We start from the raw sequence: 13247 nt of genomic DNA, 5'->3' as shown, positions 1-13247 counted from the left end.
TTCCGTTGCCGTAGGCGTGTAGAGCCACCGATCCCACTTGCTTTACCGGTCAGGGCTGTGGGATAACCGTGGGCAGAGCGGCCGGCGTCACCCCCCTGACCGGCCCCGAGACCCGATGGGGCTGACATGGCCAACGCGACCGACCACCTCTGGATGCACTTCACCCGGATGGCCGGCTACTCCGCCGGCGAGGTGCCGACGATCGTGCGCGGCGAGGGCGCGTACGTGTGGGACTCCCAGGGCCGCCGCTACCTCGACGGGCTCGCCGGGCTCTTCGTCGTCCAGGCCGGGCACGGCCGCACCGAGCTGGCCGAGGCCGCCGCCAAGCAGGCCGGCGAGCTGGCCTACTTCCCGCTCTGGTCGTACGCCCACCCGAAGGCCGTCGAGCTGGCCGAGAAGATCGCCTCGCTGACCCCCGGCGACCTGAACCGGGTCTTCTTCACCACCGGCGGCTCCGAGGCCGTCGAGACGGCGTGGAAGCTGGCCCGGTCGTTCTTCAAGCGCACCGGCAAGCCGAACAAGCACAAGGTGGTCAGCCGGCACCTGGCGTACCACGGCACGTCGATGGGTGCGCTGTCGATCACCGGTCTACCCGGCATCAAGAGCGACTTCGAGCCGCTGGTGCCCGGCGGGATCAAGGTGCCGAACACGAACTTCTACCGGGCGCCGGAGCACGGCGACTCGCCGGAGGCGTTCGGCCGCTGGGCCGCCGAGGAGATCCGGCGGGCGATCGAGCGGGAGGGGCCGGACACGGTCGCGGCGGTCTTCCTGGAGCCGGTGCAGAACTCCGGCGGCTGCTTCCCGCCACCGCCCGGGTACTTCGAGCGGGTCCGTCAGATCTGCGACGAGTACGACGTGTTGCTCGTCTCCGACGAGGTGATCTGCTCGTGGGGCCGGCTCGGCGAGTACTTCGGCGCCGTCCGCTACAGCTTCCAGCCGGACATCATCACCACCGCCAAGGGCATCACCTCCGGGTACGCCCCGCTCGGCGCGATGATCGCCAGCGACCGGCTGATGGAGCCGTTCCTCACCGAGACCGGCATGTTCGCCCACGGGGTGACCTTCGGCGGACACCCGGTCTCCTGCGCGGTGGCCCTGGCCAACCTGGAGGTGTTCGCCCGGGAGGACCTGCTCGGGCACGTCCGGGCCAACGAGGACGCCTTCCGGGCCACCCTGGAGAAGCTGCACGACCTGCCGATCGTCGGCGACGTGCGGGGGGACGGGTACTTCTACGGCATCGAGCTGGTCAAGGACAAGTCGACCCGGGAGACGTTCGACGAGGCCGAGTCGGAGCGGCTGCTGCGTGGCTTCCTGTCCACCGCGCTGTTCCAGGCCGGGCTGTACTGCCGGGCCGACGACCGGGGCGACCCCGTGGTGCAGCTCGCCCCGCCGCTGATCGCCGAGCAGCAGCAGTTCGACGAGATGGAGCAGATCCTGCGCGCGGTGCTCACCGAGGCGTGGACACGGCTGTAGCGGTCGGCCGACGGATGCACTATCAGGAGCTGTCGTACTGGCTGTCCACGGTGGACGAGCCGCTGACGCCCCGCCCGCCGCTGGGCGGGGACGCCGACGCGGACGTGGTGATCGTCGGGGCCGGGTACACCGGGCTGTGGACGGCGTACTACCTCGCGGTCGCCGACCCGGCGCTGCGGATCACGGTGCTGGAACGGGAGATCGCCGGGTTCGGCGCGTCCGGGCGCAACGGCGGGTGGTGCTCGGCGCTGTTCCCCACCTCGCTGCCGGCGTTGGCCCGCCGCCACGGCCGGGACGCGGCGCTGCGGATGCAACGGGCCATGCAGGAGACCGTCCGCGAGGTGGGCCGGGTGGTCGCCGCCGAGGGGATCGACTGCGACTGGCAGCTCGGCGGGACGGTGCTGCTGGCCCGCAGCAAGGCCCAGCTCGGCCGGGCCCGGGCCGAGGTGGCCGAGGCCCGCGCGCACGGCCTCGACCCCGAAGACCTGGTGCTGCTCGACGCCGCCGAGGCCGCCGCCAGATGCGCCGCCGAGGGGGTACGCGGCGGGACGTACACCCCGCACTGCGCGGTGGTGCACCCGGCCCGGCTGGTCCGCGGGCTGGCCCGGGCGGTCGAACGGCGCGGGGTGAGGATCCACGAGCGGACGCCGGTGACCGCGATCCGGGCCGGGGCGGCGGTGACCCCGGCCGGGACGGTCCGGGCGCCGGTGGTGGTTCGGGCGACGGAGGGGTACACGCCGGGGCTGCCCGGGCAGCGGCGGGTGTTGGCGCCGGTCTACTCGCTGATGGTGGCCACCGAGCCGCTGCCCGAGCAGACCTGGGCGCGGATCGGGCTGGCGCAGCGGGAGACGTTCTCCGACCACCGGCACGTCGTCATCTACGGCCAGCGCACCGCCGACGGACGGCTGGCGTTCGGCGGGCGGGGCGCCCCGTACCACTTCGGGTCCCGGGTCTCCCCCGGCTACGACCGGGAGCCCAAAGTGTTCGCCGCGCTGCGTCGGGTGCTGGGCGAACTGTTCCCGGTGCTCGGGCCGGAGGTGCCGGTCAGTCACGCCTGGGGCGGGCCGCTCGGGGTCGCCCGGGACTGGTCGGCCTCCGTCGGGTTGGCCGCCTCGACGGGGCTGGCCTGGGCGGGCGGGTACGTCGGCGACGGGGTCGGCACCACGAACCTCGCCGGGCGTACCCTCGCCGACCTGATCCGGGGCGCGGAGAGCGACCTGACCGACCTGCCGTGGGTGGGGCACCGCTCGCCGCGCTGGGAGCCGGAGCCGGTGCGCTGGCTGGCCGTCAACGCGGGCCTGAAGGTGATGTTCTCCGCCGACCGGGCGGAGCTGCGGACGGGCCGGCCGTCCCGCCGGGCGGCCCTGTTCAACCGCTTCCTGGGCCACTGACCCGGGCGCGGATCAGTGGTTGGGCGGGATCACCCGGAGGTGGCCACGACGGCCGGTCTGCGAGTGCTGCTGGTGGTGCTGCTGCTGGTGCTGCTCGTCCGGAGGGCGGGGCGGCGCGGGCCTGGCCGCCTCGCGGACCGCCTCGGCGAGGGCGACCAGGTCGTCGGCGCTGGGCGGCGGAGGCTCGAACTCGCCCTCGTGGCGGACCACGTTCCAGCCCCGGGGGGCGGTCAGACTGCGGGCGTGCTGCTCACAGAGGTCGTACGTGTGCGGTTCGGCGAAGGCCGCGAGGGGCCCGACCACGGCCGTCGACTCGTTGTAGACATAGGTCAATGTGGCGACCGCTTGCCGGGGGCAGCCGTTTCGGGAGCAGCGCCTTGGTGACCTCACGGCGGGAGGGTATCTCCATTACCGGGTCCGACGCACTGGTTCGCGTTGCGACACGCCCGTCATCGAGATCACAATTCGCAACATCCGACGAGCAGGACAGCGACCGGGCGGGGACGGCGCGCCGCAGGAGCGGCACAGCCGGGGGCCGGGCCGCGCGCCGGGCTACCCTGTAGCGCATGACCAGTCCGGAACACCGCCGCCCCGGCCCCGGCCGGCGCGCCCACCGTGACCGGCACGGGCGGGGCCTGCGTGGGCGGCTGGTGCCGGCGACGGTGCCGCTGGCCCGGACCAAGGCCGAGGTCTTCGATGATCTCGTGCTGGACACCGTGGAGACCCTGGAACGACGGTTCGCGAAGGAACTGGCCGGCGTCGAGTTCGCGGTGGAGGACGTGCCGCCGGACCTCAACGTGTACGACTCCGACGTGCTGGAGGACGGCGAGGTGCCGCTCGCCCGGCTGCTGCCCGGCCGCCCCGGCCAGCAGGAGGTGCCGCCGCGGATCGTGCTCTACCGCCGTCCGCTGGAGTTCCGGGCCATGGACCGGGAGGACCTGGCCGACCTGGTGCACGACGTGATCATCGAGCAGGTGGCGAACCTGCTCGGGGTCGACCCGGACGAGCTGTCCTGAGCCCACCCGTCACCGGGCCACGGGCCTCGCGGGGTGACCCCCACCATCCCGGGCCGACTGCCTGAGCCGGGCGGCCCCCACCGCCCCGGCCCGGCAACGCTCAGGCGGCCCGCCGCTTGAGCTTGCGCCGCTCTCGTTCCGAGAGCCCACCCCAGATTCCGAACCTCTCGTCGTGGCCAAGAGCGTATTCCAGGCATTCGGTCTTGACCTCGCACCGCGAGCAGATCCGCTTCGCCTCGCGGGTCGAGCCGCCCTTCTCGGGGAAGAACGCCTCCGGATCGGTCTGGGAGCAGAGTGCCTGCTCCTGCCACTCCGGCGCGTTCCCGAGCAGGTCGGCCACCTCGAGCTGGCCGTCCATCTAAGATGCCTCCTTGTCGCGCACCGGCGTCGTCGCCGCTGCAACCCCCCACGCAAAGGCGTGCTTGTCCGTACGGTTCCGATTTGTTACGTTCCGCGCGAACAACCCCATTCAAATTACACGTGTGTAATACGTGCGCCGTCAAGCCGGACTTGATAATGGAGTCGTCCTCCCGACACGCCACGGGCGACCACTCCGGCCGCCCCAGCCTCGCAACCTGCCCTATCGATTCAGACCCCGGACGAGTAACGCCCTCCTCGGCGAGTTGCCCGAATTTTCTGCCGTGGCGGTCCACCGACCGACGCCACCGGACGCGCCGGCGGCGGCCCTGACGGGGTGCCCCACCGCGATGCTGATCTTGGTGGGGGACAGGTTAACGCGCCTCGGCCGCGATCGCCCGTCGAGCCGGGACCCCCGACCACACCCCGTCCACATCGTGGACGGAGCGCGGCGGTCGACCCTGATCGGAGGATCAGTGCAGGGCCCCTGATTCCCTGCTCGTTCGGGCAAATCAGCCACCGAGCCACGGACGAAGGCCATCGTGCCGACGGGTGTGCTCATGTCCCACCAGACGGTATAGACGCCCACTGGCAGGACGTGGTGATCAGCACTGTGGAGGGCGTCGTCCCGCGACGCTACGGCCGCACCTGGCCGTACGCGGTCGTCCGCTTGCGGGCCGGCCGCCCGGCCGCCGCGGCAATGCCCCGCAACTGCTCCTCGCTACGCGCGGAGCCGTTGCCCGAGCCGGCCATCCGGGAGATCGTCTCCTCCATCAGGGTGCCGCCCAGGTCGTTGCAGCCCCCGTTGAGCATCGCCACCGTGCCCTCGTCGCCGAGCTTCACCCAGGAGCACTGGATGTTGGCGATCCGGCCGTGCAGCAGCAGCCGGGACATCGCGTGCACCACCCGGTTCTCCCGCCAGGTCGGGCCGGGACGGGCGATCCCGGCAAGGTAGATCGGGGCGTTGGTGTGGATGAACGGCAGCGCGACGAACTCGGTGAAACCGCCGGTGCGGTCCTGAACCCCGGCCAACACCCGGAAGTGGGCCAGCCACTGCCCGGGGTGGTCGACGTGGCCGTACATCATCGTGGAACTGGACCGAATGCCCAGCTCGTGGGCCGTGCTGACCACGTCGACCCAGGCGGCGGCCGGCAACTTGCCCTTGGTGAGCACCCAGCGCACCTCGTCGTCGAGGATCTCGGCAGCGGTGCCCGGGATGGTGTCCAGGCCGGCCTCGCGCAGCCCGGTGAGCCACTCCCGTACCGGCACGCCGGCCTTCGCCGCCGCCGTGACGATCTCCATCGGGGAGAAGGCGTGCACGTGCATCCCCGGCACCCGGGCCTTGATCGCCCGGATCAGGTCCGCGTACCCGGTGACCGGCAGCTTCGGGTCGATGCCGCCCTGGAGGCAGACCTCGGTGGCCCCGACGGCCCACGCCTCCTCGGCCCGGTCGGCGACCTGGTCGACGGAGAGCCGGTACGCGTCGGCGTCGCGTTCGCGCTGGGCGAAGGCGCAGAACCGGCAGCCCACGTAGCAGACGTTGCTGAAGTTGATGTTGCGGTTCACGACGTAGGTGACGTCGTCGCCGACGGTGTCCCGGCGCACGTCGTCGGCGAGCCGGCAGAGCCGGTCCAGCGCCGGGCCGTCTGCGGCGAACAGCGCCAGGGCCGCGTCGGTGTGCCGGGGGTCGAGCAGCGCCGCCGGGTCGTCGGCGGCCAGCCGCAGCCCGGCACGCAGGTCGGCGTCGCCCGAGCCGGCGGTCGCCCCCAGGGCAGCGCCGCCCCCGGCCGGGCCCGGTGCACCGGGGCCCGCGTCGGCCTGGGCCGCCCCGGCGGGGGCGGGCCGGGGCCGGGGCGCCCCCGCGAGGCTGGCGTCGGCCTGGAGGGCCACCTCCGACCAGTCGCCGTAGACGCTGTCGAAGTCGCCGCGCCGGTCGTCGGCGCGGCCGGTGGTGTCGATGGTGGCGTGCAGGTCGGTCCGGCCGCCGCCGAAGACCTCCTCCGGCTCCTGCCAGGGACGACCCACCGGGCGGGCCTCCTCGACCGCGAGCCCGGTGGCCGGATCAGCCAGCGCCGACACGTGCGGCAGCAGGCGCGGGTCCAGCCACGGGTCGCCGGCCCGGACGTACTCGGGGTAGATCGTCAGCCGCTCGCGCAGCGTGAAGCCGGCCTGCGCGGTGCGCCGGGCCAGCTCGTCGAGCTGCGGCCAGGGGCGCTCCGGGTTGACGTGGTCCGGGGTGACCGGCGAGACCCCGCCCCAGTCGTCGATGCCGGCGCGCAGCAGCAGGTCGTACTCCCCCGCGATGAGATTCGGCGGGGCCTGGATGCGGGCCTTCGGCCCGAGCAGCACCCGGGCCACCGCGACCGTGGCGGCCAGGTCGTGCAGCTCGGCGTCGGGCATGCCGCGCATCGCCGTGTCCGGCTTGGCCCGGAAGTTCTGCACGATCACCTCCTGGAGGTGGCCGTACCCGCGCTGCGCGCGGCGGATCGCGAAGATCGCGTCCACCCGCTCCGCCGGGGTCTCGCCGATGCCGATCAGGATGCCGGTGGTGAACGGCACGCCGACCCGGCCGGCGTCGTCGAGCACCCGCAGCCGGACCGCCGGCTCCTTGTCGGGTGAGCCGTAGTGCGGACCGCCCGGCTCCGACCAGAGCCGGGTGGCCGTGGTCTCCAGCATCATCCCCATGCTCGGCGCGACCGGCTTGAGTCGCTGCAACTCCGACCAGGAGAGCACGCCCGGGTTGAGGTGCGGCAGCAGCCCCGTCTCCTCCAGCACCGCCACCGCGCAGGCGCGCAGGTAGTCGAGGGTGGAGTCGTAGCCCCGCTCGTCCAGCCACTCCCGGGCCGCCGGCCAGCGCTCCTCGGGCCGGTCGCCGAGGGTGAACAGCGCTTCCTTGCAGCCCTGGGCGGCGCCCTCGCGGGCGATGGCCAGCACCTCGTTCCGGTCGAGGAACGCGGCCGGCAGCCGGTGCGGGACGGTGGCGAAGGTGCAGTAGTGGCAGCGGTCCCGACACAGCCGGGTCAACGGGATGAAGACCTTCTTGGAGAAGGTGACCACGCCGGGGCGGCCGGCCTCACGCAGGCCGGCGTCGCGGATGTCACCGGCGACGCGGAGCAGTTCGTCCAGGGCCGGGCCCCGGGCGGCGAGCAGGGCGGTGGCCTCGTCGACGTCCAGCGCCCGCCCGGACTCGGCCCGGCGCAGCGCGCGTTCGATGCTCGCCGCAGTGGGCCCCGACTCCGTGCGATCAACCATCCGTCCAGCCTATGCGCTGGTTCGCACACGCCGTTACCGCGCCCGTGCCCACCCTTCGCGGCGGAGAAACCGGGCCAGGCGGCACGGAGTCCTCGCAGCCGGGGTCCCTGGGGCGGGGTCACCCGGGCCTTCGGGTGCACCTGTTGTCACTCCAGCACAACAGACGCACCCGAAGGGCGGCGGCGGTTCAGTCCTCGCGGTGGAAGCGCTGGGTGCGGTCGCTGTCGGAGTTCTGCTGCCCGTCGGGCGTGCCTGGCTCGGTGGGCTGACGCGGGATGGCCTGGGTCGGATCGGCCGACGGCGGCTGGCCGAACGGCGGCGCGGGGAACGGCGGCGCCGACTGCGGCGGGGTGAACGGCGGCGCCGAGTACGGCGGTGCCGACTGCGGCGGCGCCGAGTACGGCGGGGTGAACGGCGGCGCCGACTGCGGGGCCGGGGCGAACGGCGGGGTCTGCTGGCCGTACTGGCCGGCGGCCGGACCGGGCTGGCCCGGCTGACCGTACTGGCCGAACTGTCCGCCGGGCTGGTTGGGCTGGGTGGGGGCCGGGTAGCCGCCCTGGTGGCCGGCGTCCGGCCAACCGCCCTGCTGCCCCTGGGGGGCCCAGCCGCCCTGCGGGCCGGGCTGGCCCGGCTGCTGCGGCCAGCCGGGCTGCGGCTGCCCGTACACGCCCGGGGCCGGCTTGGGCTTCGGGGTGAAGTAGAGGGCGCGCCAGACCCGGACCACGACGAACGCGGCGGTCGCGAAGATCGCCAGCCAGGCGACCCGGGTGAGCAGGCCGAGGAACGCGTCGAGCACCTCCGCCTTGGCCAGCCGGTCCACCGTCCAGATCAGCAGGGTGAGCACGCCGAGCAGGGCGCCGAAGGCGTACTGGCCCAGCGCCACCTGGGTGATGAGCTTGGCTCGGGGCGCCACCGGGGCGACGTGCGTGGCGAGCAGCACGGCCAGCACCGGCAGCACGGTCGCCTCCAGCCCGGCGAACGAGAAGAAGCTGCTGCCCGCCCGGCCGTAGAAGGTGCTGTAGTCGGTCGGGGCGAGCAACCGGATGAGGCCGACGAAGAGCAGCACGGCGTTCGCGCCGAGCAGGACGAACGCGATCAGCTCGCGTAGCGGATCGGTGAGTTGGCGAGCCGGGGTGGCGGGGTGGGACGCGGGCGCCGCGTCACCGGACGCGGGCTCGGCGGGGCTGGTCACGAACTCCCCCTAGGAGGCGGTAACGGACAGTTGCCGACGTGAGCCTAGTCTCCCCGGGCACCAACACCCTCGGGGCGGGGCGTGCGGAAGGATGGACGCCATGCGCATCGTCGTTCTGGCCGGCGGCATCGGGGGCGCCCGGTTCCTGCTCGGCGCCCGTGCCTACGCCCGTGAGGTGGGAGCCGAGGTGACCGCCGTGGTCAACGTCGGCGACGACCTCTACCTGCACGGGCTGAAGGTCTGCCCCGACCTGGACAGCGTGATGTACACGCTCGGCGGCGGCGCCGATCCCGAGCGGGGCTGGGGGCGGGTCGGCGAGACCTGGACGGTGAAGTCGGAGCTGGCCGCGTACGGGGCCGAGCCGACCTGGTTCGGGCTCGGCGACAAGGACATCGCCACCCACCTCGTCCGCACCACCATGCTGACCGGCGGGTATCCGCTGTCGGCGGTCACCGAGGCGCTGGCCACCCGCTGGCAGCCCGGCGTACGCCTGCTGCCGGCGACCGACGACCGGCTGGAGACGCACGTCGTGGTGGACGATCCCGCCGGCGGTCAGCGGGCGATCCACTTCCAGGAGTGGTGGGTGCGGCACCGGGCGGACATCTCGACCCACCGGTTCGTCTTCGTCGGTGCGGAGACCGCGAAGCCCGCGCCCGGCGTGCTGGACGCGATCGCCTCGGCCGACGTGGTGCTGGTCGCGCCGAGCAACCCGGTGGTGAGCGTCGCCCCGGTGCTGGCCGTGCCGGGGCTGCGGGAGGCGGTCACGGACGGGCCGGCCCCGGTGGTCGGCGTCTCCCCGATCATCGGCGGCGCGGCGGTGCGCGGGATGGCCGACCGCTGCCTGGCCGTGGTCGGCGTCGAGTGCAGCGCCGCCGGGGTGGGCGGGCTGTACGGGAGCCGGTCCTCCGGTGGCCTGCTGGACGGCTGGCTCGTGGCGCCCGAGGACGCCGACGCCGTGGTGCCGGGCGTGACGGTCCGGGCGGTGCCGCTGCTCATGACGGACGAGGCGGCGACGGCGGCGATGGTCCGGGCCGCATTGGAGCTGGTGTGAGGCTGGAGATTCTGCCGGTGCTGGGCATCGGCGACGTGACCGAGGGCGACGACCTCGCGGCGCTGATCGCGACCGCCGCGCCCTGGCTGCACGACGGTGACGTGCTGGTGGTCACCAGCAAGATCGTCTCCAAGGCCGAGGGAAGGCTGGTGGACGTGCCGGCCGACGGGCCGGAGCGGCTGGCCGCCCGGGACGAGGTGCTGGCGGCGGAGACCGCCCGGGTGGTGGCCGCCCGGGGGGCGACCCGGATCGTGCAGACCCACCACGGCTTCGTGATGGCCTCCGCCGGGATCGACGCCTCGAACGTCGACAAGACCCGGCTGGTGCTGCTTCCGGAGGACCCGGACGCCTCGGCGCGGGCCCTGCGGGCGGCCCTGCGCGAGCGCTACGACCTGGACGTCGCGGTGATCGTCAGCGACACCATGGGCCGGCCCTGGCGCAACGGGCTCACCGACGTGGCGCTCGGGGTGGCCGGGATGGCGGCGATCCGCGACCACCGGGGCGAGGTCGACCCGTACGGCAACGAGCTCCAGCTCACCCAGATGGCCGTGGTGGACGAGCTGGCCGGCGCCGGGGAGCTGATCAAGGGCAAGTGCGACCAGGTGCCGGTCGCGGTGGTCCGCGGATACCTCACGGCCATTCGGGACGACGGCGTCGGCGCCCGGGAGCTGGTCCGCGACGCCGAGCTGGACCTCTTCTCGCTCGGCACCGCCGAGGCGTGGGCGGCCGGGCTGGCCGCCGCCGCGGTGCTGCCGGACGGCCCGGGCGAGGCTGCGGCCGACCCGGCCGCCGTGCGGCGGGCGATCGACGCGGTGGCCGGCGTGGTCGCCCCCGGCACGGTGTTCACCCACCTCACCGACGACGAGGTACGCGCCACGCTGGTCGCCGCCGTGCCCGGCTGGCCGGAGCGGGCCACCGACCTGGTGCTCGGCGAGCTGCCGGCCCCGGTCGACCCCGCAGACCTGGTGCGCTTCGGCGCGGACCTGCAACGCCTGCGCACCGCGCTGGCCGCCGAGGGGGTCCCGTCGGCGCTGCTGCCGCCGCCGACCGGCAGCACGGCCAGCGCCGCGCTCGCCCTCTGACGCACGGACCGCGCCCGCTGACGTGTGGTCCCTGACCGCCGGCGGGGACGGTTCCGCTCAGGCGTCGAGGATGGCGCGGCCCAGCGGGGTGAGGGTGTGCAGCACCGTGTTGCGGTCCCGGTGGCTGACCAGCAGGCCGGCGTTGCGCAGCACGGTGGCGTGCTGACTCGCCGCGGCCGGGGAGATGCGCAGGCGGCGGGCCACCTCGCCGGTGGTGCGCCCCTCGCCGGTGGCCTCCAGCACCGCCGCCCGGGTCCGGCCGAGCAGGGCGGCCAGCGCCTCCCGGCCGCTGCCGGTCGCGCCGCCCTCGCCGGGGGCGGGGGCCAGCCCGCCCAGCCGGTCCACCGGGTAGACCAGCACCGGCGGCAGCGCCGGGTCGAGCAGCGCCACCGGAACACCGGCGCAGAAGAACGACGGCACCAGCAGCAGGCCCCGGCCGTCCAGGTGCAGCTCCCGGCTGTTCGGGTAGCCGTGGATCTCCAGCACCCCCGACTCCCACCGGGCCATCGGGCGGAGGCTGGCCAGCAGCCCCTCGACGCCCCGGTCCAGCAGGGACCGGGCCCGCCGCGTCCGGTCCGCCTCCACCGCGGCCTGGATGCGCGACCAGTACGGGCTGAGCGCCAGCGCCCGGTACTGCTCCATCGACTCGGTGAGGTGGCGCAGCATCTCGGGCTCGCCCCGGGCCAGCGCCGCCGCCGAGGGGGGCAGGGGATTCTCCGCGACCACCCGGGTGAGGTCCCGGTGCAACTGTGGGGCGGGCGTGCTCCGCACCGCGTCCAGCCCCGCCTCCAGGCCCTGCACGCTGTCGTGCGGGGTGAGGAAGTCGGGGAAGTAGCCCCAGCCCGGGTTCAGCGCGAACAGCAGCCGGAGGTGCTCCTTGCCGGCGTGCCGGCGCAGCTCCCGGGAGACGCCGCGACGCCAGCCTGAGGTCAGCGGGTCCTGGCGGCCCACCTGAAGCACGTGCATGCTGAGGATCAGTTCCCAGAGCGGGTCTGCGCCCGGGGCGACCCGGGTACGGAGGATGTCCTCGGCGGAAAAGTGGATCTTCAGCATTGGAGCGCTCCCCGTGCCTGTGGACAGCGGGCGGGCCCGCTGACCGTTCGCACTGTACCCGGACGGCACTTATCTCCATTTTTAAGCGTGGACTGAAAAACCTCGACGGCCCGGGCCCGACTTCGGCATGCTCTGTTTGCCCCGCAACGGGCCGGTCCGTCGTTCGACGTCGGCCCGGGGCACACCGGGGCCGGGGAGGATCCGGCGGCCGGGCGGCACCACGAGGGTCTGCGGCCCTTGTTCCGCAGGGGGTGCCACCCGGCCGCTCATCCGGGCGAGGGCGGTCAGCCGATCCGGAGCGCGATCCGGTGGGTCTCGTCCGTGACGTACCAGCAGTGGCCGTTCTCCTCGGCCAGCCCCTCCACGTGGTGGAACGGGGCCAGGTCGGCCACCAGTTCGGCCGGGAGCAGATGCCCCGCGGCCTTCTCCAGGCGGAACCGGACGTGCCGCGAGGTGACGTGCCCGCCCTGCGGGTGGTCGTCCAGCAGCACCGAGCCCTTGCCGAGCGCATCGATCGAGCCGATGATCGCGGCGTAGCCGCCGTCGGACAGCGGGGTCACCGCCCGGAAGCCGGTCAACGCCCCCGGCGGGGTCACCCCGGTCAGCGCGTACGCCCCGAGGGCGCGCGGCCAGGCGCCCGCCTCGAACATCTCGGGCACCCCCGCCACCTCGACCAGGATCGGGTCCCCGTCGACGGTGACCGGGAAGCGCAGCCCGAGCAGCGCGATGCCGTCCGGGGTGAACGCGGCGGCCTCCACGTTGAGCGGCAGGTCCCCCTCGGCGAGCCGGGTCACCCAGCCCTTGGCCCGGGCGGTGCCCCGGGCAACGGTCTCGACGATGAACCTGTCCCGCACCCGGTCCCCCGGCCGCAGAATGGCCAACTCGGCCCCGGCCAGCGCGTCGTTGACCGCCCGGTGCAGCCGGAACCGGTTGCGCACCACCCGGACCGGCAGCCGGCCGCCGGCGGCGTCGTCCTCGCGGAACCGGGCCACGAACGCCCGGCGCGGGCGCAGCGGGCCGCCCTTCGACCCGAAGTGGGAGCCGAAGACGTACACCCAGCCGTCGTGGTGGGCCAGCGCCTCGCCGTCCTCGGTGCGGCCGTTCTCCGGGCCGGCGTCGGCGTCCACGTGCTGGGCGGACCACCCGCCGTCCTCGTGTTCGAGCAGCAGGGCCAGGCAGCGCTCGACCGGCCCCTCGTCGAGGACGGTCCAGAAGCCGCGCCGGGCGCGGTGGGCGGCGAGCAGGGCCGGGGAACGCACCGGCAGCAGGTCGCTGGCCTCGTTGCCGGCGACGACGAACTCGACGAGTCGCAGGGTCACGGGGCAAGGGTAGGCAGCGGACGCACGCGCCTAGAGTGTGACCGTGTCAGACGTCGAGGAA

General features: G+C 74.0%; 11 protein-coding genes. 5 read left to right on the top strand and 6 right to left on the bottom strand.

All coding sequences use genetic code 11. The annotated features are described in order from the left end of the window. The first annotated feature begins 126 nt into the window (after positions 1–126). Both ABT023_RS02810 and ABT023_RS02805 read left to right on the top strand, forming a co-directional pair. Positions 127–1473 carry an aspartate aminotransferase family protein gene (locus ABT023_RS02810; RefSeq protein ID WP_350880985.1) on the top strand — a complete coding sequence of 449 codons (1347 nt, stop codon included), beginning with the start codon at positions 127–129 and terminating at the stop codon, positions 1471–1473. 14 nt (positions 1474–1487) lie between these two features. After that, positions 1488–2864, top strand: coding sequence for an NAD(P)/FAD-dependent oxidoreductase (locus ABT023_RS02805; protein WP_350881139.1), 1377 nt, complete (start codon positions 1488–1490; stop codon positions 2862–2864). Between the two features lie 12 nt (positions 2865–2876). Here the strand turns inward: ABT023_RS02805 and ABT023_RS02800 are convergent, their stop codons facing one another. Beyond that, on the bottom strand, positions 2877–3254 hold the full coding sequence (locus ABT023_RS02800; RefSeq protein WP_350880983.1) for a DUF3499 domain-containing protein: 378 nt from the start codon (positions 3252–3254) through the stop codon (positions 2877–2879). Positions 3255–3430: 176 nt separating this feature from the next. On the opposite strand from ABT023_RS02800, the gene ABT023_RS02795 reads away from it, so the two are divergent. Beyond that, a complete protein-coding gene (locus tag ABT023_RS02795) occupies positions 3431–3880 on the top strand; it encodes a metallopeptidase family protein (RefSeq protein WP_350880981.1) in 450 nt (149 codons plus the stop codon). A gap of 100 nt (positions 3881–3980) precedes the next feature. Here ABT023_RS02795 and ABT023_RS02790 read toward each other — a convergent pair whose 3' ends face one another. From ABT023_RS02790 to ABT023_RS02780, 3 genes are all read right to left on the bottom strand, one after another. Further along, on the bottom strand, positions 3981–4238 hold the full coding sequence (locus tag ABT023_RS02790) for a WhiB family transcriptional regulator (RefSeq protein WP_007074725.1): 258 nt from the start codon (positions 4236–4238) through the stop codon (positions 3981–3983). Positions 4239–4873: 635 nt separating this feature from the next. Then, positions 4874–7489 (bottom strand): bifunctional FO biosynthesis protein CofGH, encoded by a 2616-nt coding sequence (locus tag ABT023_RS02785; protein WP_350880979.1) that lies wholly within the window; start codon positions 7487–7489, stop codon positions 4874–4876. Positions 7490–7676: 187 nt separating this feature from the next. Then, positions 7677–8681 carry a hypothetical protein gene (locus ABT023_RS02780; protein ID WP_350880977.1) on the bottom strand — a complete coding sequence of 335 codons (1005 nt, stop codon included), beginning with the start codon at positions 8679–8681 and terminating at the stop codon, positions 7677–7679. Positions 8682–8781: 100 nt separating this feature from the next. Between ABT023_RS02780 and cofD the strand changes: the two genes are divergently transcribed. Continuing rightward, positions 8782–9732 carry a 2-phospho-L-lactate transferase gene (gene cofD / locus ABT023_RS02775; RefSeq protein ID WP_350880975.1) on the top strand — a complete coding sequence of 317 codons (951 nt, stop codon included), beginning with the start codon at positions 8782–8784 and terminating at the stop codon, positions 9730–9732. Continuing rightward, the gene (locus ABT023_RS02770; RefSeq protein ID WP_350880973.1) at positions 9729–10814 is read left to right on the top strand and encodes a coenzyme F420-0:L-glutamate ligase; all 1086 of its coding nucleotides are present in this window, start codon (positions 9729–9731) and stop codon (positions 10812–10814) included. The genes cofD and ABT023_RS02770 overlap by 4 nt, the downstream gene beginning before the upstream one ends. Before the next feature lie 57 nt (positions 10815–10871). On the opposite strand, the gene ABT023_RS02765 is transcribed toward ABT023_RS02770, so the two are convergent. Further along, a complete protein-coding gene (locus tag ABT023_RS02765) occupies positions 10872–11867 on the bottom strand; it encodes an ArsR/SmtB family transcription factor (protein ID WP_350880971.1) in 996 nt (331 codons plus the stop codon). A 284-nt stretch (positions 11868–12151) separates the two neighbouring features. Continuing rightward, positions 12152–13186, bottom strand: a complete 1035-nt coding sequence (locus ABT023_RS02760; protein ID WP_350880969.1) for a hypothetical protein — start codon at positions 13184–13186, stop codon at positions 12152–12154. Positions 13187–13247: the final 61 nt, after the last annotated feature.

Source organism: Micromonospora sp. NPDC002296 (assembly GCF_040296145.1).
In the GTDB taxonomy this organism is placed as follows: domain Bacteria; phylum Actinomycetota; class Actinomycetes; order Mycobacteriales; family Micromonosporaceae; genus Micromonospora.
Note: the sequence above shows the minus strand (reverse complement) of the source record. Positions and strands in the feature narration are given on the sequence as shown.

Bases quoted from the DNA above. Each gene is read 5' to 3' on its own strand.
- ABT023_RS02810 (WP_350880985.1), top strand. From the start codon at position 127: ATGGCCAACGCGACCGACCACCTCTGGATGCACTTCACCCGGATGGCC.
- ABT023_RS02805 (WP_350881139.1), top strand. From the start codon at position 1,488: ATGCACTATCAGGAGCTGTCGTACTGGCTGTCCACGGTGGACGAGCCG.
- ABT023_RS02795 (WP_350880981.1), top strand. From the start codon at position 3,431: ATGACCAGTCCGGAACACCGCCGCCCCGGCCCCGGCCGGCGCGCCCAC.
- ABT023_RS02790 (WP_007074725.1), bottom strand. From the start codon at position 4,238: ATGGACGGCCAGCTCGAGGTGGCCGACCTGCTCGGGAACGCGCCGGAG.
- ABT023_RS02785 (WP_350880979.1), bottom strand. From the start codon at position 7,489: ATGGTTGATCGCACGGAGTCGGGGCCCACTGCGGCGAGCATCGAACGC.
- cofD (WP_350880975.1), top strand. From the start codon at position 8,782: ATGCGCATCGTCGTTCTGGCCGGCGGCATCGGGGGCGCCCGGTTCCTG.
- ABT023_RS02765 (WP_350880971.1), bottom strand. From the start codon at position 11,867: ATGCTGAAGATCCACTTTTCCGCCGAGGACATCCTCCGTACCCGGGTC.